The sequence below is a fragment of the Corynebacterium halotolerans YIM 70093 = DSM 44683 genome, assembly GCF_000341345.1.
GTDB classification, from domain to species: Bacteria; Actinomycetota; Actinomycetes; order Mycobacteriales; family Mycobacteriaceae; genus Corynebacterium; species Corynebacterium halotolerans.
The window spans coordinates 2,328,859-2,348,545 of the sequence record NC_020302.1 but is presented as its reverse complement, the minus strand read 5'-3'; the positions used below and the strand labels follow the sequence as shown (position 1 = coordinate 2,348,545).

The following is a 19,687-nucleotide window of genomic DNA, read 5'->3' as shown; positions in this document are numbered from 1 at the left end:
GCCTTGCTTCGTTTGCGTCGCTTTTGTCGCGGTGGTCATGGGGTTTCCTTGTCTGAACGGGAGGTGTCATGCTCGAGGTGGCCGATGGCGTTCTCGGTGAGCGAGTCGTCGACGTGGGAGACGGCGAGCGCCATCACCTCGTCCTGGGTGGCGGTGCGGGGCAGTTCCCCGGCGAGTCGTCCACCCGACATCACGAGGATGCGATCGGACATTCCGAGGACCTCGGGTAGTTCGCTGGAGACCATGAGCACCGCGCCACCTGCGGCGGTGATCTCGTTGATGATGTTGTAGATTTCGACCTTCGCGCCGACATCGACGCCGCGGGTTGGTTCATCCAGCAGCAGGACCTTCGAGCCCGCCAGGACCCAGCGGCCGAACACCGCCTTCTGCTGATTGCCGCCCGAGAGGTTGCGGATGGGCTGGTCGAGATCGGCCATCCGGATGCGCAGCTTCTCGGCCACCTCACCGGCCCGGCGGCGTTGCCCCGCCCGGTCGGCCAGGCCCAGCCGTGAGGTCGAACGCAGGGTGGCCAGGCCGAGGTTCTCGCCCACCGAACCGTCGAGGACCAGGCCCTGGGACTTGCGACTCTCCGGCACATGGCCGATACCGCGCCGGATTGCCTCCGCGATATTGCGCAGGGGGAGCGGCCTGCCGTCGACGCGCACCGCGCCGGAATCGATCGCGTCGGCTCCGGCGAGGGCGCGGACCACCTCGGTGCGCCCCGCGCCGACGAGCCCGGCCAGCCCCACGACCTCCCCGGCCCGGACCGTGAAGCTGACATCCTCGAATTTCCCGTGGGAGGACAGGGTGTCGACCTCGAGGATCGGCTCGCCGATCCGCGGGGTCTGGCGCGGGAACTGGTTGTCGATGTCGCGGCCGACCATGAGCCGGACGAGCTCGTCCTCTTCTGTGTCCGCCGGGACCTCGGCGACGAACTCGCCGTCGCGCAGCACCGAGACGCTGTCGGCGATCCGGGCGATCTCGTCGAGGTGATGGGAGATGAACACCATGCCCACCCCCTTGGCCTTGAGGTCGTCGACCACGCGGAAGAGCTGGTCGATCTCATGTCCGGTCAGGGCGGCGGTGGGCTCGTCGAGAATGAGCATCCGGGCGTCCATGGACAGCGCTTTGGCGATCTCGACGAGCTGCTGGCGGGCGATGCCCAGCTCCCCGACGGGGGTGTCGAGGTCGACGTCGACGCCGATGACCTCAAGGGCGGCGCGGGCGTCGCGACGCAGTCTCGGATAGTTGACCAGGCCGAATCTGCGGGGAGTCCGGCCGAGCAGCACGTTCTCGGCCACCGACATGGAGGGCACCAGGTTGAGTTCCTGGTGGATGGTGGCGATGCCCAATGCTTCGGCGGCCTTGGTGTTGGGCAGGACAGTTTCCCTGCCGTCGACGAGGATGCGGCCTCCGTCCGGCTGGTGGACGCCGGACATCATCTTGATCAGGGTGGATTTGCCGGCACCGTTCTCGCCGAGCAGGGCCTGGACCTTGCCCGGGCGGATGGAGACACTGACCTGTTTGATGACATTGACGGGGCCGAAGGACTTCGAGACTTTGTCGAGCTCCAGGATCGTGTCGCTCACGACGTAGCCTCCTTTGCGGGGGAAGTGAAGTTGGATGAGGGCCGGATGATCAAGGTGCTGGGGGTGTGGACGGAAGCAGGCGGTGATGCACCGGCGATCAGCTCGAAGAGCAGGTGGAACGCGGTTCGTCCCAGCTCGGCGACCTGTTGGTCGATGACCGAGACCGGGCAGGCCTGCAGGCGCAGCACGGGATGGTCGTCGTAGCCGATCAGCGCCAGATCGCGGCCGATGGCCACGCCCCGGGCGTGGCAGGCCTCGAGGGCGCCGATGGACATCATCGTGTCGCCGGCGATGATCGACCTCACCCCGCCGTCGATGAGCTGACCCGTGCCGCGGTAACCCTCCTCACGGTCGTAGCCGCCGCGGTAGACCGGCTGCTCCGGCAACCCCAGCTCTCGGCAGGCGGTGAGGAAGGCCGCCAGGCGCCTGCTCCCCGTCGAGGTGTTCATGGGGCCGGAGAGGTAGCCGACCGGCAGGTGGCCGAGTTTCGCGAGGTGGGCGACCGCCGCCTTCAGACTCGGCCCAGGGTCGGAGGCGACGGTGACCAGGTCGGTGCCGGGCAGCTCGCGGTCGACCAGGACCACCGGCAGGCCCGACTCCTGTAGCTCCGTGAGCACTTTCTCCGTACCGCGGTAGGGGACGGCGAGGATGCCGTCGACCCGCAGGTCGGCGAGGACCTCGAGGGAGTCGCTGAGTTGGGCGGGGTCCTCGGAGGTGCTCGAGATAATGGTGGAGAACCCCTGGGAGGTGGCCTCGAGCTGGATGGCGGCGGCCATCTCCGCAAAAAACGGGTTGACCAGGCTGGGAATCGCCACCCCGATGATATTGGTGCGGGAGCTGCGCAACGCCCGGGCCTGCGCGTTGGGGCGGTAGTTCAGATCGATGGCGCGCTGCTGCACCCGGTCCCGGGTCTCCTGGGAGATCACGGGGTTGCCGGCCAGCGCGCGGGAGGCCGTGGACACGGACACCCCAGCGGCGGCGGCCACGTCCTTGAGGGTGGGGATCGGGAAATTCACGGATACCTCGGGTCGGGGTTTATGCAATCGATTGCAAAGTAGGATTGAAGTAAAACTAAGGTGATGCCCCGCACACTGTCAAGTGCCCCGCATCACTGCAGATTTCTTAGGTGCCTGGGGCCACGTCATCTCCCGCGGTGGGGGAGGCAACCCGATTCACGATGAGAAGTCCGTCCCGCCAAACCCGGGCAGCGGGTAGCGTCGGATGCCATGGACACCCCTCCGCTGCTCCCGGACTGGCTGGCCGAACAGGTCGACGCCGGGCGCACCGACCTGCAGGAGCTTTTGGGCACCAGCCCGTTCTCCGGGCCCGCGCTGCGCACCGTGGCCGAATCCGGGGATTTCGAGGTCGTCGACGGTGAGGTCCGGCGGGTCACCGAGCCCACCCCGGCCACCTGGTTCGTGCAGTCCGAACCGTCCCTGCGCGCCGAGGACCCGGGGACGGGCATCTACTCGATGGCGCTCACCGTCACCACCGAGATGCTCGCTGACGCCGCCGTGACCGTCCCGCGCGCGGTGGCCGCCCTGCTCAAGGTCCCGCGCCTGTGCCACCGCAGTCTCCACTCCCGTCTCGGCCCGCAGGCGATCCACCTGGGCCAGGAGGATGCGCGCATCGGCTCCATCCGCCGCTTCCTTGAGGACCTCGGGGTGGGGGCGGGGGAGACCGTCCTCCTCATCTTCGACCGCACCGGAAGCTTTGACGTCCAATATGTCCCACGCTGACCACGAACCCGCCGACCTGATCCTGGTGGAGGGCGCCGACGGCATCCTCGCCATCGGCACGGCCTCGCAGCTCGACGAGTGGGAGGCCTCCGCCGGAAACAGCGGCGCCGGTCGGGCCATCCGCTCAGGGAACCCCGACGCCCGCACGCGCGAGCTCGCCGGGGAGCTGCTGCCCGCCGCCACCGAGGTGGCGACGTCGTTCCTGCGGCGGCGCTCCGCGTCCTCGTCCGGGGAGATCCGCCTGCTCACCCGCGGCGCGGACGGCCGGTACACCTCCAGCACGCTGCTGAGCCCCGCGCAGCTGGCCGGCCTGACGAGGCTCAACCCGCAGCTGCTCGTCGTCCAGGCCGCCGTCACGGCCGTCAGCTCCGCCCTGGGGGAAATCCGCGAGTCCCTCGACGAGGTGCGCGAGGGCGTCGAGGAGCTGCTGCGCGCCGCCGACGCCGAGCAGCTCGGCGACGTCTACGGCCGCCACCGCATCCTGGTCCGCATGGTCGGCGACCTCGCCGACGGCCACCGCCTGACGACGACCGACTGGGAGGCTATCGCCGGGCTCGGCCCGGGACTGGAGGTGGGCACCGAGAAGCTGCGCCGCCACCTTCTGGGCCAGCTGTCCACCCTGACCGTGGACGCCTCCCCGCGGGCGCGGGCGAAGGCGCTGCGGCGGATGGTGGGCACCGGGCGCATGGGGGATCTGCTCAAACTGCTCGTCACCGCCGAGGAGACCCTCGCCCTCTACCAGCGGCTGCGCCTGGAGCGCGTGCACGACCGGGAACCCGGGGCCGTCGAGCAGACTGTGGCCAGCATCCGCCGCATCCTCGACGAGAACCTCGTGTTGGACACCCAGCTCGCCGTCGAGCTACGCCGCATCCTCAACGACGTCGCCGTCCTCCGTCCGGCCGAGGGCTGGGACGTGCTGACCCGCCGCTCACTCGACGCCCACCGCGCGCAGCTGGCGGCGGACGTCGAGGAGTTCCTCAGTCACCGCCAGGCCCAGGCGGAGCGCTGGGAGCTGGCCGACTCGGCGAGGGTGCGCGACGCCGTCCACCACTACCGCGGGCGCGCCGGGGCGATCGGCCGGGCGGGCCGGCGGGGTGTGGCCAAGGGACTGAACACACTGGCGAGGAGGATTGATCCGACATGATGCGTCTGTTTGCGGCGTTCACGCCCTCCGACGAGGCCCGGGAGCACCTGGTGGCCGCGCTGCGCCCCATCCGGGAGCGCACCGGCCAGGAGCTGCGCTGGACCGACCCCGACAGCTGGCACCTGACCCTGGCCTTCTACGGCGACCAGCCCAACGATCCTGCCGATCTGGAACGCCACCTCGCCGCCGTCGCGGCCGGCTACGGGCCCCTGGAACTGGGGCTGCGCGGGGCCGGTTCCTTCAATCAGCGCACCCTGTGGATCGGCGTGGACGGGGACACCACCCAGCTGCGCCACCTGATGGCCGAGTGCCTGCTCGACCCGGGGGAGCGGCAGCGCCAGCGGGCGCACCTGACCGTGGCCCGCACCGGCAGCCGCACCCGCGACCGGTGGCTGCTCGACGACCTCGTGCACGCCCTGGCCGTCTACGACGGCCCGCAGTTCACCTGCGACCGGATTGAACTGGTGCAGTCCCACCTCGGGGCGGGGCGTTCCGGCGGGCCGCGGTACGAGACCGTGTCGGAGATCCGGTTGCTGGGGTAGTCCGGGCCGTGTGGTGACCGGAGGCGACAGCCCACCCGGTCCTGTTCGCCAGGCCCAGGGGATTGCCCTGGCGAAAAAGGCCGGCGAGTACACAGGTCGCAAACGTGCTCTCAGTCCGGAGAAAGTTGCAGAGGCCCGTCGGCGGGCCGACGCCGGCAAATCCACGGTCGCCATCGCCAAAGACCTCGGCGTCAGCAGGGCCACCCTCTACCGGGCACTATCGAAGGGCGATTAATCCTCCCCATGTGCATAGCTTGCGGGGAGGTGCGGTTGTCGGTGGCTCAGGCCCCCGGGAGCAGGGGTACGCGATACCTGCTTTAGGGCTGCGCGACTATTTGTAGACATCGCCGCGGGGCCCGACTCGGGCGACTTCCACGATCAGTCGATGATCTTCTACCGAGTACAAGATCCGGTGGTCACGTACCCGGATACGGTAGCCTTCTCGGCCTCCCAGGTCGACATGCCCATCCGGGTACGGGTCAGTGGACAGAGCCTGGATAGCGTGGATGATCTGCCCATAGAGCTTTGGGTCACCGCGCTGGATCTTGCGTAGGTCCCGAGCTGCCCGCCTGGTGAGGTCGATCTGATATACCGCCGTCATAATGAACAAAACGTACCATATGAATGTTTGTACTAAATGTTGTGTTTTGTTGCTTTTCCTGACATGATGAAGTCATGGCCACTGCAATGAACAACCTGTCCGCGGTCTCCCTGGGGGAGTTGCGCAAGGAGCTCGGTGAGATCGTCAACCGGGCCACTTTCGCGGGTCAGCGCACGGCTGTGACCCGTCATGGCAAGAAGGTCGCAGCGATTGTCTCCGTGGAGGATCTGGCCCTGTTGGATGAGCTGGAACGTCGAGCCGATCTCGAAGCATTGCGGGAGGCCCGCCGCGAGGATGACGGGGAGCGTATCTCTCTGGATGATTTTCTCGCCGGCAAGGATCTCTGACGAGCCCCCTCACCCCTGTCAAGGGCATGTTCTGGCGCCTCCGGGCCGGACAGCCGGCCCCAGCTGCAAACCGCTGGGACCCTGCCTTCCCGGCCCCATGGACCCTCCAGGCGCGGGAAGTGGCAGATTGAGCAGCATTCTTAGAGCGCCCGAGTATCCTTCCAGAGGGCCTGGAGGATGCCGTCCAGCCCGCCTCTCGACGATGGCGAATGAAACAACGCCCACGGATGGTTGTTCGCCCAGTTCCTCGCCGGTCTGTCGCCGCCATCGTCCACACCGGCCAGTCCCAGACGACTTCTGAAAACGACAGCACGGGCGTCGGTTGGCGCGCGAGCGGCGCAAAAGGGACCCCGCATCGGTACACGTGCGTACCGCCCCCTTTTGGGATGGGGAGAGACAGGAGGACTCCCCCTCCAAGCCCACCCGCCCCTACAGCACCGGGATGGCCGCCAGCAGGGACTTCGTGTACTCGTGCTGCGGATCGCGCCACACGTCCTCGGTGGGGCCGTGCTCGACGATCCTGCCCTCGTGCATCACCGCGACGGTGGTGCACACCTGCCGGACCACGGACAGGTCGTGGGAGATGAACACCAGGGTCAGCCCGTACTCGTCGACGAGCTTGTCGAGCAGCTCGAGCACCTGGGCGCGCACGGAGACGTCGAGGGCGGAGACGGCCTCATCGGCGAGCAGCACCGCCGGTTTACCGGCGAGGGCCCGGGCGATCGAGATGCGCTGGCGCTGGCCCCCGGAGAACTCGTGCGGGTAGCGGCCGGCCGCGTCCGCCGGGAGCCCGACCTCGGCGAGCACCTCGCGCACCCGGTGCCGGTCGGGGCGCGGCATCCCCTCGGCCACGGACCTGTCCACCCGCAGCCGCGGGTTCAGCGAGCTCATCGGGTCCTGGAAGACCACCTGCACCCCGTCGTCCACGGTCACCGTGCCGGAATCGGGGGCATCGAGACCGGCAAACTGGCGCAGCAGGGTGGTCTTGCCGGAGCCGGAACCGCCGACGATGCCCAGGCGCTCGCCGCGGCGGACGGTCAGCGAGACATCGTCGAGTGCGCGCAGCCCACCGAACTCGCGGGTCACTCCCTCGAGCCGCAGCACCGGCCCCCCGACTTCCCGGACGGCCGCGGGCGCGCCGGGGCGGGAGGCCGCGACGAGACCGGCGGTATACTCGTGCCGGGGCGCCTCCAGCACCGAGGGAGTGTCGCCGGATTCGAGGATCACGCCGTCGTGCATGACGTGGACGCGCTCGCACATCCGGGAGATCACTCCGAGGTCGTGGGTGATGAACAGCAGGGCGACGCCGCGCTCCTCGACGAGCCGGGACAGCAGCGTGAGGATCTGGTCCTGGACCGTCACGTCCAGGGCGGTGGTCGGTTCGTCGCAGATCAGCAGGTCGGGGTTGTTGGCCAGGGCCATGGCGATGAGCACGCGCTGGCGCTGTCCGCCGGAGAGCTCGTGCGGGTAGGCCGACATCTTCTCCGGCGGCAGGGCGACGTCGGAGAACAGGTCGGCCACGTCCGCCCGCCCGGCGACCTCGGCGACCTGTTTCCCGACGGTCATCAGCGGGTCGAGCGCGGTCATCGGCTCCTGGAAGACCATGGACACCGCCCTACCGCGCAACGGGCGCATGCGGCGGTCGTCGAGGCCGATGATCTCCGTGCCGTTCAACGCCACCGAGCCCCGCGCGGTCAGCGTGCCGGGCAGCAGGCCCATGACCGCCAGGGCCGTCAGGGACTTGCCGGAGCCGGACTGGCCGATCAGCCCGACGCGTTCGCCGCGGCCGATCGTCAGCGAGATGCCGCGCACCAGCCCGGCGGCGTCACGCCCGGAACGACCCGGGAGCCCGCGGCGGCTGACGTGCAGGTCGGTTATCTCCAGGACAGTCACCGCTGCCTCCTTCGCGGGTCGAGGGCGTCGCGCAGTCCGTCGCCCAGCAGGTTGAATCCGAGCACGGTCACGGCGATCGCCAGGCCGGGCCAGAACGCCAGCTGCGGGGCGGTGCCCAGCGAGGCCTGCGCGGACTGGAGCATCCGGCCCCAGGACGGGTCGGGCGGGGCGGTGCCCAGGCCCAGAAAGCTCAGGGCCGCCTCGGCGAGGATGGCCAGGGCGAACGCCACGGACGCCTGGACGATGACCACCGCGCCGATATTGGGCAGCACGTGGCGCCACGCGACCACCAGCCCCGGCACCTTCGACACCTTCGCGGAGGCGATGTAGTCCTGCGTCATCACCTGCAGGGTCCCGGCGCGGGCCACCCGGGCGAAACCGGGGATACCGGCGATACCGATGGCGATCATCGCCGTCAGTGTCGACGGCCCGAAGACCGCCCCGGCGACGATCGCCAGCAGCAGCGCCGGGAAGGCCAGCATGATGTCGGACCCGCGCATGATCAGCGTCTCGGTCCAGCCGCGGCGCATGCCCGCCCAGATGCCCAGCGGCACGCCGACCACCAGGGAGATGCCCACGGCGACCAGGCCGACGAACAGCGTGATCCGCGAGCCGGCCAGGATGCGGGAGAACACGTCCCGGCCGTAGCGGTCGGTGCCCATCAGGTGCTCGGGCGTGGAGCCGAGCAGCCGGTCGGCGGGCACGGCGTGGACCGGGTTGTAGGGGGTCCACGCCAGGGAGATCAGCGCGGTGAGGACGACGAGTGCGACGATGGCCGCGCCGATCCACCCGGAGACGGGCAGGCGTTTCAGGTTGGTCATGCGCTCCTCCTGATCCGCGGGTCGATGAGCCGGTAGGCCAGGTCGACGAGGAAGTTGACGGTCAGCGTGAACACGACCAGCAGCATGACGATGGTCTGCACGGCGGTCAGGTCGCGGTTGGCCACCGAGTCCAGCAGCATCGTGCCGAGTCCGGGGATGAGGAAGACGCGTTCGATGACGACGGCCCCCACGACCAGGGTAGTCAGCTGCAGGCCGGTGACGGTGAGCACGGGTAGGGCGGCGTTGCGCAGGCCGTGGCGGCGCAGCGCCTGGGCGACCGACGCCCCGGAGGCCCGGGCCGTGCGCATGAAGTCCTGGTCCATCACCTCGAGGATCGCGGAGCGCACGTAGCGGGTCAGGATCGCCGCCTGCACCGCGGTCAGGGCGATCACGGGCAGGATGAGCCGTTGCAGGAAACCGCCGGCATCCACGTTCGGCGGGATCCAGCCGTTGGCGGGCAGCCAGCCCAGTTGCACGGAGAACACCGTCACCAGCAGCACGCCGGCCAGAAACGAGGGGATGGCGATGCCGATCTGCGAGGCGGCGGTGATCAGTGAGCCGTCGAGCCGCCGCGAGCGCCGCGCGGCCCACATGCCCATGGGCACGGCGATGAGCAGGGACAGCACCATCGACACCCCGATCAGGATCAGGGAGACCTGCGCCCGGTCGACGATCAGCGGGGTGAGATCCTGGCGGCTGGCCAGGGACAGGCCGAAGTCGCCGGTGAGCAGTCCGCCCACCCACTCCAGGTACTGGGTGATCAGCGGGCGGTCGGTGCCCAGCTGGGCCGAGAGCTCGGCGACGGCCTCCTCGGTGGCGGTCACCCCGAGGGCCACCCGTGCGGGGTCGCCGGGGATGGCGCGCAGCAGCAGGAAGATGACGGCGGAGGCCAGCAGCAGGGAGACGAGGAATCTCAGCGCGAGGCGCGCGATGACGCGGAGAATCATGCCTTCTCCATCTCCGACAGCTGGAGGGCGTCGGTGACCACGTTCGGGTTCACGCCCTCCACGCCGGGGGAGAGCACCACGATATTCGGTGAGTTGAACAGGGTCAGCGCGCCGGCCTCCGCCATGATGCCGTCGACGGCCGCGCGCATGTGCCGGACCTGGTCTTCGCCGGTGTCGGCGGCCAGCAACTGTTCGCGCACGCCCGCGTCGTCGAAACCGAGGTAGCCGTCCGCGTCGCCGAACAGGGTGGGGATGTCGCGGGGTTCGACGTGGGCGATGATCGACATCTGGTAGTCATGCGCGCCCATGACCTCGGCGAGCCACACGGCGGGGAACTCGACGGTGGTCAGCTCGACGTCGAAGCCGACCTCGCTCAGCTGCGAGTACACCAGTTCGGAGATGTTCTGCGCGTAGGGCAGGCTGGGCACGGAGATGGTCACCTCCGGCCGGTTCCCCTCGCCGTAGCCGGCCTCGGCCAGCAGCTCCCGCGCCCGCCCCGGGTCGTGGGGGTAGTAGTTGTGGCCCGTGAACCAGGGGTCGGTCGGGGGCACCGGTGCGCCGCCGGTGTCGGTGGCCAGGCCCTCCCAGACCACCTCGTTGACGGCCGTGCGGTCGACGGCGTGGGCCACGGCCTGCCGCACGCGGACGTCGTCGAACGGCGCGGCGTCGTTGTTCATGGAGAAGATCACCTCGCCGTTGGTGGTGCCCACCTCCACCTCGTACTCCTCGGGCAGGGTGTCCAGCAGCTCGGGCGCCTGCATGGCCCACACCAGGTCGATGTCGCCGGAGCGCAGCGCGTTGACGGCGGAGACGGCGTCGGAGAAGTAGCGGATCGCGGCGTCCTGGTGCGCGGGGGTTCCCCAGTAGTCCTCGCGGACGTCGAAGGAGATGGACTCGCCGACGGCGAAGCGGTCGAGCACGTACGGTCCCGTGCCGACCGGTTCGGTGGCCAGCGTCGGAATACCGGACGGCGTCATCATCGCGCCGGTCAGCGTGCCCATCGACCACAGCCAGTTGTTGCTGGGGCGCGACAGGGTGACCTGCAGGACGTGCTCGTCGAGCACCTCGACGTCCTCGACGACGTCCATCTGGGACTTCAGGCCGTTGGTCCACTCGTTCTGCACGTACTCGATGGAGAATTTCGCGGATTCGGCGTTGAAGGGGTCACCGTTGGAGAAGGTCACGTCCTCGCGCAGGTCGAAGGTGTAGCGGGTGCGGCCGTCGGAGACCTCCCAGGACTCCGCGAGCTGGGGCCGGATCCCGCCGTCCTGGTCGATGCGCACCAGCCCCTCGTAGACATTCGACATCAACGCCTGCGGGATCGCCGCCCCGCCCGTGGCGGTGAAGTCCAGGGAGGCGGGCACCCCGGTGGTGCCGACGACTATCGACGCCCCGGCCACCCGCCCGATCTGCGTCGCGGTGGAGCCCGCGGAGCAGGAGGCGAGCACGAGGCCGACCAGGCTGATGACCGCCAGCAGTGACGCCGACCACCTTCTTGAATGCATGGGTGCAGGTTATCCCCGGCGGTTTGGCGCGCAAAAATGGCCGGAGCAGGAGTAATGGTCGAAGTTGTGTGCACAACTCGGCGGGCTTCGGCGCGAACCGTGGGGATCATCCGTCCTGCGCCCGCAAACCCGGGGCAACTTGTATTGCCAGGTGCACCGACGGGGACGCGGCGTGCCTTATCCCCGATTCCCGTTCGGGGGTGGCGGACCGCCTACCGGCGGCCGGTCACCGCCGGATTTCCATCCACAACGGTGAGGGATTGCCGCGCACGGTGTTCACGCCCAGGGTGACCAGATCGCTGCGGTAGCGGTAGTCGGAGAACTCCACTGGCTCACCGGCGCGGGTGAACGCGCGCAGCGTCAGGCGCAGCAGGGGAGTCCCCGGTGCGATGTCCAGCAGCTCGGCGTCGTCGGCGTCGGCGGGAATCGCGTCGAAGGAACGGGCCAGGTTGTCGTAGTCGACGCCGGCGTCCAGCAGGCGGCGGTGCACGGAGCCGGCGTCGGGGTCGAAGTCCAGCAGGTGGCGTCCGATCTCCAGCGGGTAGTTCTGCCGCTCAACGAGCACGGGCACGGCGTCGGCGAGCCGCAGGCGGTGCACGGAGACGATCGGCCCGCCCTCGGCCACCCCGAGGGCCGCCGCGACATCCGCGGGGGCCGGGCGGCGGGCCACCCACCGGGTCTCCTGTCCCGGGATCGCACCCAGCCGTTGGAAGGCGGTGGTGGCGGAGATGGTGGCCTCGAAGGTCTCGGTCGGGGTGGTCTCCAGCACCGTGGATCGCCGGCCGCGCCCGGAGGAGATCAGCCCCTCCGAGCGCAGGGTGGCCATGGCCTGACGCACCGGCCCACGGGAGGAGTTGAACCGCCGGCACAGCTCGGCCTCGGAGGGCAGCGGGTCACCGGGGGAGAACTCCCGTGTTCCGATGGCGTCGCGCAGCCACGCGGCGATCTCCTCGTGCTGCTGCAGCGGGCGGGTGGGGTTCACGGGTCACTTCCGGGGGCAGGGGATCTGGGGACGGCAGTGATCCTACCCAGCCGCCGGCCCGGCCCGTGCTGGTCTAGCGTGCCATCTCCCCGTGGATCATCGACACCGAGGACGGGTTGTTGCCCCGGATGGAGTTGAGGGTGAAGCTCGCCTTGTCGGGCAGGTACCGGTCATCGGAGGACTCGACGGGTGTGCCCTCGCCGGTGAAGGCGCGGCGGCGCACCCGGAGCAGGGGAGTGCCCTCCGGGACCTCGAGCAGGGCGGCGTCCTCGGCGGTGGCGCCCACGGCGTCGATGGTGCGGGTCGCGTGGTCGATGTCGACGCCCGAGTCGAGCAGGCGCTGGTAGATCGAGCCGGAGTCCGGGTCGAAGCTGAGGATGTGCTGCCCGGCCTCGAGCGGGTAGTTCAGCCGCTCGACCATCGCCGGTGTCCCGTCCATGAGGCGCAGCCGGAACACCGAGACCACCGGGGCCCGGTCGGGGATGTCGAGGGCGGCGGCCAGGCCGGCGTCGGCGGGGCGGCGGGTGACCCACTGGGTCTGCTGGCCGGGCGTGATGCCGGAACTGACGCACCACTGGGTGAAGGAGATGACCCCGTCGAAGGACTGGGAGGGGACGGTGTCGAGCACCCGGGAGCGTCGGCCCTGCCCGGAGGAGATGAGCCCCTCGTTGCGCAGGGTGGCCATGGCCTGGCGGACGGTGCCTCGGGCGGTCTCGAAGCGGCGGCACAGTTCCGCCTCGCTCGGCAGCGGCTCCCCCGGGGCGTACTCGCCGTCGCGGATCGCGGCGCGGAGATGGGCGGCGATCTCCTCGTACTGCTGAAGACGGGCCTCGGACACCTGGGACACCTGGAAACCTCCGGAACTTAACTGGACAGATTCTTCACTGCCCGAACAAGTGGTGACGTTCTTGTTGAGCATCCTAACCCGCTTTTCGGGTTTCGGTGGGGGAATCCGGGAGAAAACGACCTCACTTGTCCGGAAAAACATGAATTTTCGGTTAACTTGTCTAGACGGGAGAGATAATACCGGTCCGGGAGCGCATGATGTCCGTATGGAAAATTCCTCTGATCTCATCGTCGTCGGGTCCGGCATTCTCGGGCTCGCCACCGCTTTCCTGGCCCACGAGCAGGGCCGCACCGTCCACGTCATCGACAGCTCTGACCGGCCCGTCGGTTCCTCGATCCAGAACTTCGGGCACGCCTGCTTCACGGGGCAGGCCGACATCGTCCAAGGTGTCGTCCGTGACTCCCGCGCGGGTTGGCTGCGTGCCGCCCAGGCCGCCGGCTTCTGGGCCGCGGAATCCGGCACCCACGTCCCGGCCATGACCGAGCTTGAGCTGCAGGTTCTCCGGGAATTCTCGGAGCACCGTGAGGGTGAGGTCACGCTTCTCGACGGCCGCGGGGTCGCCGGTGCGATCGGTAACCCCGACCTGCCCGCCGTCGGCGGCGCGCACCTGCCCCGTGACATGCGCGTCGATCCCCGGGAGGTGGCGCCGGTGCTCGCCGCGTGGCTGGCGCGGCAGGGGGTGCGGTTCACCTGGAACACCCGGGTCACGGACGTGGGTGACGGGAAGGTGGCCACCACCCGCGGGGAGTTCGCGGCCGGGCAGGTCGTCGTCTGTCCGGGGTACGGTCTGGCCGGGCTCTTCCCGGAGCTCGCGGAGCGCCACGGGGTCCGGGTCTGCACCCTGGTCATGGCGCTGATCGACCGTCCCGAGCGGGTGCGCCGGGACCTCGGCATGCTCACCGGCACCTCCCTGGCCAGATACGACGGTTTCGCCGCCATGCCGTCGGTGCCGGCCCTGCGCGCGGAGCTGGCGGAGCGGGAACCGGAGTTGGTCGACTGCGTGGCCAACCTCATGGCCACCGGCATTCCGGGCGGGCTGCTCGTCGGCGACTCCCACGCCTACTCGGCCACCCCCGAGCCCTTCCTGGACGAGGGGATCGCCGAACTCCTGCTGGACAGGGCCACCGCCCTGTTGGGCATCGACCGGCCGGTCGTGCGTCAGCGGTGGCTGGGGCGCTACTCCGATTCGCCGGAGACCAACCTGGTGCTGGAGCGGCCGGATACGCGCACCACGGTGGCCGTCGTGACGTCGGGGATCGGCATGACGCTGTCCTTCGGGATTGCCGAACTCATTCTTAACGGCGGGGAAATTCCGGGCTTTTAATGGCGGGGAGGTGGCCCCCGAATGATGGTGGGGTTACTTGTACATGAACTCTTTCAACTCAGCTAGACAAGTTTGGTCCCGCCGCTGAAAATAAGTTCCGTACCTGGCGGAGACGGGCGCAGTGAACCCCCTTTTCCCGCCCGAACCCCCACCAACTTGTCTTCGAAAGGTCGACGCAATGTCCCTCCAGTCCGTCCTCCGCGGGGCCACCGGCATCGGCACCGCCGTTGCCGCCGCCTCCCTCCTCGCCGCCTGCGGTTCCTCCGAGGCCGCCAAGCCGATCACCTTCGCCGCCGTGCCGTCGGAGTCCGCCGCCACCCTGGAGACCTCCTTCGAGAACATCACCGAACTCCTGGAGCAGGAGACCGGCCAGGCGGTCGAGTTCCAGAACGCCTCCGACTACGCCGCCGTCATCGAGGGCATGCGCGCCGGTCAGATCGACGTCGCCTCCTTCGGTCCCTTCGCCTATGTCATCGGCAAGGACTCCGGCATCGACATGGAGGCCGTCGCCTCCCCGACCAACGACCCGGAGGTCGCCCCCGCCTACACCTCCCTGGCCTACGTCCGCGAGGGCTCCGACATCGACAGCCTCGAGGATCTCCGGGGCAGGAACGTCTGCTTCGTCGACGCCGCCTCCACCTCCGGCTACCTCATCCCCATGAAGGGCCTGATGGACTCCGGCATCGACATGGACACCGACCTGACCGAGATCCTCGCGGGCGGGCACGACGCCTCCCTGCTCTCCCTGGACGCCGGCAACTGCGACGCCGCCTTCGCCCACGACACCATGCTGCAGACCCTCGAGGAGTCCGGCCAGGTGACGCCGGGTTCCCTGGTCCCCGTCTGGGAGTCCGACCCGATCACCGAGGACCCGATCACCGTCAACCGCGGCTCCCTCGAGCCTGAGCTGGCCGACCGGATCGCCACCATCCTGGAGGAGCAGGCCAACGTGCCGGCGCTCGTCGAGGCCGGCATCTGCTCCTCCGGGGAGGACTGCACCCTGCCCGAGGAGATCGAGTACGGCTTCCTGCCGGTCGACGACTCCGACTTCGACGCCATCCGCGACGTCTGCGCGGTCACCGACGCCGACGCCTGCCAGAACGTCGGTTAAGGGAAACACACCATGAATCAGAAGCTCCAGCAGGAAATCGACGACCTGTACGCCGTCCAGCTGTCCCACGTCACCAAGGACTTCGGCGGCGGGGTCCTCGGCCTCGACGACGTCAAGGTCGGCTTCCGCAGCGGCGGCATCACCGTGCTGCTCGGGCTGTCCGGCTCCGGCAAGTCCACGTTGCTGCGCCACATCAACGGCCTGCACACCCCGACCTCGGGCACCGTCCGCGTACTCGGGCGGGACCTCGACAGCATCCGGGCGCGGGAACTGCGCGAACTGCGCCGGGACATCGGCGTGATCTTCCAGTCCTTCAACCTCGTCGGCCCCATGTCCGTCCTCGAGAACGTGTGCACCGGCCGCCTCGGCTCCCTGAAGGGCCCGCGCATCTCGCTGATGATGTACCCGAAGTCCGTGCGCCGGGAGGCCCTCGAGAACCTCGACCGCGTCGGCCTGGCCGACCGCGCCCATCAGCGGGCGGACACGCTCTCGGGTGGTCAGCAGCAGCGCGTGGCCATCGCCCGGGCGCTGATGCAGCACCCGAGGATCCTGCTGGCCGACGAGCCGGTGGCCTCCCTGGACCCCGTCTCCTCCCGCGACGTGATCGACCTGCTGTGCCGGATCTCGGCCGAGGACAATCTGACGGTCATCGCCTCCCTCCACCAGGTGCAACTGGCGATCGACTTCGCCGACCGCATCATCGGCCTGTGCGGCGGACAGGTCGTGCTCGACCAGAACACCGACGGCCTGACCGCCGAGGAGGCCTCCCGGATCTACTCCAGCGTCTCCGGTCTGGACGGCCTGGGCGAGACCGCGCCCCAGGTCCCCGCCCGTGGTGTCGAGGTGTACTGATGACCGCCCCCACCGTCCCGCCCGCACCGGAGCTCCCGGCCCGGCCGAAACCCCCGGTCTCCACCGCCGCCGCGGGTGTCGTCCTGCTCGCCCTCGCCGTCGCCGGCGCCTGGTCCGTGGGCGCCGTCGGCATCGACGTCGCCACCCTCGCCCGCTCGGTGGACAATGCGGTCAGCTTCATCGGCCGCATGTTCCCCCTCGACTTCCCCTCCCTCGGGGAGACGGTCGAGCTCATCGTCGAGACCCTGTCGATCGTGTTCCTGGCCACCCTGCTCTCGGTCATCCTGTCCGTCCCGCTGTCGCTGGCCGCCGCCTCCGCGACCAGCCGCGGCCGGTTCTCCCGGGGCACTGCGCGCACGCTGATCGTCCTGGCGCGCGCCCTGCCGGACCTGGTGCTCGCCATCGTCTTCCTCCGCATGTTCGGGCTGGGCGCCATGGGCGGCATCCTCGCCATGGGCATCCACTCCGTCGGCATGGTCGCCAAGCTCTACGCCGACGCCATCGAGGAGCTTGACGACGGCCCCCGCGAGGCCGTGGAGTCCACCGGCGGCACCCGCCGCCAGCAGATCTGGACGGCCGTCCCGCAGCGGCTCATGCCGCAGATCATCGCCACCGCGCTGCACCGCTTCGACATCAACCTGCGGACCTCGGTCCTGCTCGGCTACGTCGGCGTCGGCGGCCTCGGCCTGGCGATCGCGGACTCCCTGCGCGTGCTGGACTACCAGCGCGGCATGGCGCTGGCCCTGATCGTCCTGGTCCTGTGCATCGTCATCGAGATGATCTCCGGCGCGGTGCGCGCCGCGCTCATGCGCTCGGCCGGCGGTAAGGTCACCGGCGGCACCTGGGCCGACCGGATGTTCAACCGCAACCGGACAACCGGTGGCGGCGATCTCCGCCTCACCCCGCCATGGACCAGGGAACGTGCCCGGCGTTTCGGCTCGGTCGCGCTGATCGTCGCGTTCACGGTCTTCGCCCTGTGGTGGGTGGACATCTCCCTGGGCCAGTTCCTCCGGGGGCTGCTGAACCTGCCGGAGACCCTCGCGCTGTTCTTCCCGCCCTCGGCGGACGGGATGCTCCCGCTGCTGCTCGAGGAACTGCTGGTCACCGTCCAGATCGCCCTGGCCGCCACCTTCATCGGCGCGGTCCTGGCCATCCCCATCGGCGTGTTCGCCGCCCGGAACGTGGTGGCCAACCGGTACGTCCAGCAGTTCTTCCGCGTCGTCATCGTGGTCATCCGCGGCATCCCGGAGCTGATCCTGGCGATCATCTTCGTGGTCATCTCCGGACTCGGCGGCGTCGCCGGCACCCTGGCGCTGTCCCTCGGCGCCGTCGGCCTGCTGTCCAAGCTGATCGCGGACTCCCTCGAGGAGACCGACATCAACGTCCAGGAGTCGATCCGCACCGCCGGCGCCACGGGACCGCAGATCTTCTTCGCCGCCACGCTGCGGCAGGCCGCACCCGCCTTCGTGGCCCACACCATGTACCTGCTGGACACCAACATCCGCTCGGCGACCCTGCTCGGGGTCGTCGGCGCGGGCGGCATCGGCTTCCAGCTGCTCAACGCCTCCCGCATCAATCAATTCGACGTCGTCACGATGATCCTCATCCTCATGGTCGCAGTCGTCCTCCTCGTCGAGGCACTGTCCATGTGGCTGCGCAGGGTCGTCCGATGACCGGAAAGGAGCACCCCACCATGATCCGTCTCGCCGTGTTCGACATGGCCCACACCACCGTCGACGACCGCGACGAGGTCTACCGCGTGCTGCGCGAGGCCACGGAGCGGGAGGGCGCCCGCTACACCGACGAACAGTTCCGCCACCACATGGGCACCGAGAAGAAATGGGCCATCCGCCGGCTGCTCGAGATCGGCGGCATCGACGCCACCGACGACCGCGTGGAGCAGGCCTGGCAGTGGTTCCGCGCAGAGCTGCGCCGCACCTACACGGAGAACCCCCCGGTTGCCCTGGACGGTGTGCCGGAAGCCCTCGACGCCCTCCGCGACCGGGGCATCACGGTGGCGCTGACCACCGGCTTCTCCCGCGAGATCGCCGACCTGATCATCGACGCCCTCGGCTGGGACATCGGGTACTCCGCCGCCGGGGACGAGGTCGCGGCCGGTCGGCCTGAGCCGGACATGATCTTCCGGGTGATGTCCGAGGCCGGAATCAGCGACCCGGCCGAGGTCATCAGCTGCGGAGACACCGAGGCCGACGTCGTCTCCGCCCGGCGCGCCGGCGTCACCTCCGTCGGCGTGCTCACCGGCCACCTGAGCCGGGAGGACTTCGAAGAGCTCGACGCCGACCTCGTCCTCGACTCCGCCGCCGACCTGCCGGACCACCTCGTGCTGGAGGCCAAGTGACCACCGCGACCGCCCAGATCTGGACCGGCGGGCCGGACTTCGAGTGCCGGGAGATCCCCCTCCCCGAGCTCGCCGCTGGTGAGGCGATGATCCGGCTGACCACCGCCACCATCTGCGGCTCCGACCGACACACCGTCGCCGGCCGACGTTCAGCCGCCTGCCCGTCCATCCTCGGTCACGAGGGGATCGGAGTCGTCACCGAGACCCGCCGGGATGATCTGACGGTGGGGCAGCGGGTGGTGTCCAGCGTGACCACCACCTGCGGCACTTGCGCCAACTGTGCCCGTGGCCTGACCGCCAAGTGCTCGTCTGTGGAGAAGGTCGGCCACGAACCGCTCGATGGACCGTGGCCACTGTCGGGCACCTATGCCACCCACCTCCACCTACGGGCGGGGCAGACCGTGGCGCCCGTACCGGATAGCGTGCCCGATGCGCTCGCCTCGACGGCCGGCTGCGCAGCGGCCACTGTCATGGCCGTGCTCGAGGCGGCCGGGGACCTCACCGGCCGCCGGGTGCTCGTCAACGGCATCGGCATGCTCGGAACCATCGCTGTTATCGCCGCCAGGGCGCGGGGCGCCGCCCACGTGATCGCCTGCGATCCGGCGCCCCGCAGCCGGGAACTGGCCGCCGGTGTCGCCGATGAGACCATCGCCCCGGGAGGCACCCACCTGGTCGACGTCGCCTTCGAGTTGTCCGGGGTGGCGGCCGGGGTGGACGCGTGCCTTGCATCCCTCGACATCGGCGGGACCGCTGTGCTCGCGGGGTCCGTTACTCCCGGTCCCGAGGTCGTGATCGACCCGGAGTGGGTGGTGCGTGGCTGGCGCACGATCACGGGCGTACACAACTATGAGCCGAGGCACCTGATCGAGGCGGTGGATTTCCTCGCCGCAGAGGGGCACCGCCTCCCGACGGACCGGATCTTCGGCGGTCCGGTCACCCTGGAGCAGCTACCGGCGCAGTTCGCGTACCCTGACGGGACGTTACGGACCGTGGTCGAGATTCAGCGGGTCTCCGGGGAATCGAACCGCTGACGTTTCCGGGGTGCATCGCCGGTCCTGAACGTCCCCGAACGGAGGGCGGGCTG

General features: G+C 69.5%; 20 protein-coding genes. 11 read left to right on the top strand and 9 right to left on the bottom strand.

The window, feature by feature from the left end; genetic code table 11:
* Positions 1-35: 35 nt before the first annotated feature.
* Positions 36-1,589, bottom strand: coding sequence for a sugar ABC transporter ATP-binding protein (locus tag A605_RS10785; RefSeq protein WP_015401548.1), 1,554 nt, complete (start codon positions 1,587-1,589; stop codon positions 36-38).
* Positions 1,586-2,605 (bottom strand): LacI family DNA-binding transcriptional regulator, encoded by a 1,020-nt coding sequence (locus tag A605_RS10780; protein ID WP_015401547.1) that lies wholly within the window; start codon positions 2,603-2,605, stop codon positions 1,586-1,588. The genes A605_RS10785 and A605_RS10780 overlap by 4 nt, the downstream gene beginning before the upstream one ends.
* Before the next feature lie 210 nt (positions 2,606-2,815).
* Here A605_RS10780 and A605_RS14835 point away from each other — a divergent pair, with 210 nt between their 5' ends.
* Genes A605_RS14835 through A605_RS15090 form a run of 4 tightly spaced genes read left to right on the top strand, consistent with a single transcriptional unit; the run spans position 2,816 to position 5,249 of the window.
* Entirely contained in the window at positions 2,816-3,328 is a 513-nt protein-coding gene (locus A605_RS14835) for a hypothetical protein (protein ID WP_015401546.1), read from the top strand.
* The gene (locus tag A605_RS10770) at positions 3,315-4,472 is read left to right on the top strand and encodes a hypothetical protein (RefSeq protein ID WP_015401545.1); all 1,158 of its coding nucleotides are present in this window, start codon (positions 3,315-3,317) and stop codon (positions 4,470-4,472) included. Before A605_RS14835 ends, A605_RS10770 begins: the two co-directional genes overlap by 14 nt.
* Entirely contained in the window at positions 4,472-5,014 is a 543-nt protein-coding gene (gene thpR, locus A605_RS10765; RefSeq protein WP_027004290.1) for an RNA 2',3'-cyclic phosphodiesterase, read from the top strand. The genes A605_RS10770 and thpR overlap by 1 nt, the downstream gene beginning before the upstream one ends.
* A gap of 10 nt (positions 5,015-5,024) precedes the next feature.
* On the top strand, positions 5,025-5,249 hold the full coding sequence (locus A605_RS15090; RefSeq protein WP_341872419.1) for a helix-turn-helix domain-containing protein: 225 nt from the start codon (positions 5,025-5,027) through the stop codon (positions 5,247-5,249).
* Between the two features lie 96 nt (positions 5,250-5,345).
* Here the strand turns inward: A605_RS15090 and A605_RS15085 are convergent, their stop codons facing one another.
* The gene (locus tag A605_RS15085; RefSeq protein ID WP_015401543.1) at positions 5,346-5,615 is read right to left on the bottom strand and encodes a type II toxin-antitoxin system RelE family toxin; all 270 of its coding nucleotides are present in this window, start codon (positions 5,613-5,615) and stop codon (positions 5,346-5,348) included.
* A gap of 74 nt (positions 5,616-5,689) precedes the next feature.
* Here A605_RS15085 and A605_RS10760 point away from each other — a divergent pair, with 74 nt between their 5' ends.
* Positions 5,690-5,962, top strand: coding sequence for a type II toxin-antitoxin system Phd/YefM family antitoxin (locus tag A605_RS10760; protein WP_149029427.1), 273 nt, complete (start codon positions 5,690-5,692; stop codon positions 5,960-5,962).
* A 429-nt stretch (positions 5,963-6,391) separates the two neighbouring features.
* Here A605_RS10760 and A605_RS10755 read toward each other — a convergent pair whose 3' ends face one another.
* From A605_RS10755 to A605_RS10730, 6 genes are all read right to left on the bottom strand, one after another.
* Entirely contained in the window at positions 6,392-7,831 is a 1,440-nt protein-coding gene (locus A605_RS10755) for an ATP-binding cassette domain-containing protein (RefSeq protein ID WP_042440479.1), read from the bottom strand.
* 20 nt (positions 7,832-7,851) lie between these two features.
* Positions 7,852-8,676, bottom strand: a complete 825-nt coding sequence (locus A605_RS10750; RefSeq protein WP_015401540.1) for an ABC transporter permease — start codon at positions 8,674-8,676, stop codon at positions 7,852-7,854.
* Positions 8,673-9,620 carry an ABC transporter permease gene (locus tag A605_RS10745; RefSeq protein WP_027004291.1) on the bottom strand — a complete coding sequence of 316 codons (948 nt, stop codon included), beginning with the start codon at positions 9,618-9,620 and terminating at the stop codon, positions 8,673-8,675. The genes A605_RS10750 and A605_RS10745 overlap by 4 nt, the downstream gene beginning before the upstream one ends.
* The gene (locus A605_RS10740) at positions 9,620-11,128 is read right to left on the bottom strand and encodes an ABC transporter substrate-binding protein (protein WP_015401538.1); all 1,509 of its coding nucleotides are present in this window, start codon (positions 11,126-11,128) and stop codon (positions 9,620-9,622) included. The genes A605_RS10745 and A605_RS10740 overlap by 1 nt, the downstream gene beginning before the upstream one ends.
* A gap of 226 nt (positions 11,129-11,354) precedes the next feature.
* Positions 11,355-12,110: a GntR family transcriptional regulator gene (locus A605_RS10735; RefSeq protein ID WP_015401537.1), complete on the bottom strand. Its 756-nt coding sequence runs from the start codon at positions 12,108-12,110 to the stop codon at positions 11,355-11,357.
* 73 nt (positions 12,111-12,183) lie between these two features.
* Entirely contained in the window at positions 12,184-12,957 is a 774-nt protein-coding gene (locus A605_RS10730) for a GntR family transcriptional regulator (RefSeq protein ID WP_015401536.1), read from the bottom strand.
* 205 nt (positions 12,958-13,162) lie between these two features.
* Here A605_RS10730 and A605_RS10725 point away from each other — a divergent pair, with 205 nt between their 5' ends.
* The 6 genes from A605_RS10725 (at position 13,163) to A605_RS10700 (ending at position 19,634) form a co-directional block, all read left to right on the top strand.
* Positions 13,163-14,281, top strand: coding sequence for a TIGR03364 family FAD-dependent oxidoreductase (locus A605_RS10725; RefSeq protein WP_015401535.1), 1,119 nt, complete (start codon positions 13,163-13,165; stop codon positions 14,279-14,281).
* A gap of 178 nt (positions 14,282-14,459) precedes the next feature.
* Positions 14,460-15,392 (top strand): phosphate/phosphite/phosphonate ABC transporter substrate-binding protein, encoded by a 933-nt coding sequence (locus A605_RS10720; RefSeq protein ID WP_015401534.1) that lies wholly within the window; start codon positions 14,460-14,462, stop codon positions 15,390-15,392.
* Positions 15,393-15,404: 12 nt separating this feature from the next.
* A complete protein-coding gene (phnC, locus tag A605_RS10715; protein ID WP_015401533.1) occupies positions 15,405-16,244 on the top strand; it encodes a phosphonate ABC transporter ATP-binding protein in 840 nt (279 codons plus the stop codon).
* Positions 16,244-17,917 carry a phosphonate ABC transporter, permease protein PhnE gene (gene phnE, locus A605_RS10710; protein WP_015401532.1) on the top strand — a complete coding sequence of 558 codons (1,674 nt, stop codon included), beginning with the start codon at positions 16,244-16,246 and terminating at the stop codon, positions 17,915-17,917. The genes phnC and phnE overlap by 1 nt, the downstream gene beginning before the upstream one ends.
* A 20-nt stretch (positions 17,918-17,937) precedes the next feature.
* Positions 17,938-18,603, top strand: a complete 666-nt coding sequence (locus A605_RS10705; protein ID WP_015401531.1) for an HAD-IA family hydrolase — start codon at positions 17,938-17,940, stop codon at positions 18,601-18,603.
* Positions 18,600-19,634: a zinc-binding dehydrogenase gene (locus A605_RS10700; RefSeq protein WP_015401530.1), complete on the top strand. Its 1,035-nt coding sequence runs from the start codon at positions 18,600-18,602 to the stop codon at positions 19,632-19,634. Before A605_RS10705 ends, A605_RS10700 begins: the two co-directional genes overlap by 4 nt.
* Positions 19,635-19,687: the final 53 nt, after the last annotated feature.

What these genes read in the sequence shown, in the direction of transcription:
- A605_RS10760 (WP_149029427.1), top strand. Translation starts at nt 5,690, where the DNA reads ATGGCCACTGCAATGAACAACCTGTCCGCGGTCTCCCTGGGGGAGTTG.
- A605_RS10770 (WP_015401545.1), top strand. Translation starts at nt 3,315, where the DNA reads ATGTCCCACGCTGACCACGAACCCGCCGACCTGATCCTGGTGGAGGGC.
- phnC (WP_015401533.1), top strand. Translation starts at nt 15,405, where the DNA reads ATGAATCAGAAGCTCCAGCAGGAAATCGACGACCTGTACGCCGTCCAG.
- A605_RS10720 (WP_015401534.1), top strand. Translation starts at nt 14,460, where the DNA reads ATGTCCCTCCAGTCCGTCCTCCGCGGGGCCACCGGCATCGGCACCGCC.
- thpR (WP_027004290.1), top strand. Translation starts at nt 4,472, where the DNA reads ATGCGTCTGTTTGCGGCGTTCACGCCCTCCGACGAGGCCCGGGAGCAC.
- A605_RS10705 (WP_015401531.1), top strand. Translation starts at nt 17,938, where the DNA reads ATGATCCGTCTCGCCGTGTTCGACATGGCCCACACCACCGTCGACGAC.
- A605_RS10740 (WP_015401538.1), bottom strand. Translation starts at nt 11,128, where the DNA reads ATGCATTCAAGAAGGTGGTCGGCGTCACTGCTGGCGGTCATCAGCCTG.
- A605_RS10725 (WP_015401535.1), top strand. Translation starts at nt 13,163, where the DNA reads ATGGAAAATTCCTCTGATCTCATCGTCGTCGGGTCCGGCATTCTCGGG.
- phnE (WP_015401532.1), top strand. Translation starts at nt 16,244, where the DNA reads ATGACCGCCCCCACCGTCCCGCCCGCACCGGAGCTCCCGGCCCGGCCG.
- A605_RS10750 (WP_015401540.1), bottom strand. Translation starts at nt 8,676, where the DNA reads ATGACCAACCTGAAACGCCTGCCCGTCTCCGGGTGGATCGGCGCGGCC.
- A605_RS14835 (WP_015401546.1), top strand. Translation starts at nt 2,816, where the DNA reads ATGGACACCCCTCCGCTGCTCCCGGACTGGCTGGCCGAACAGGTCGAC.
- A605_RS15085 (WP_015401543.1), bottom strand. Translation starts at nt 5,615, where the DNA reads ATGACGGCGGTATATCAGATCGACCTCACCAGGCGGGCAGCTCGGGAC.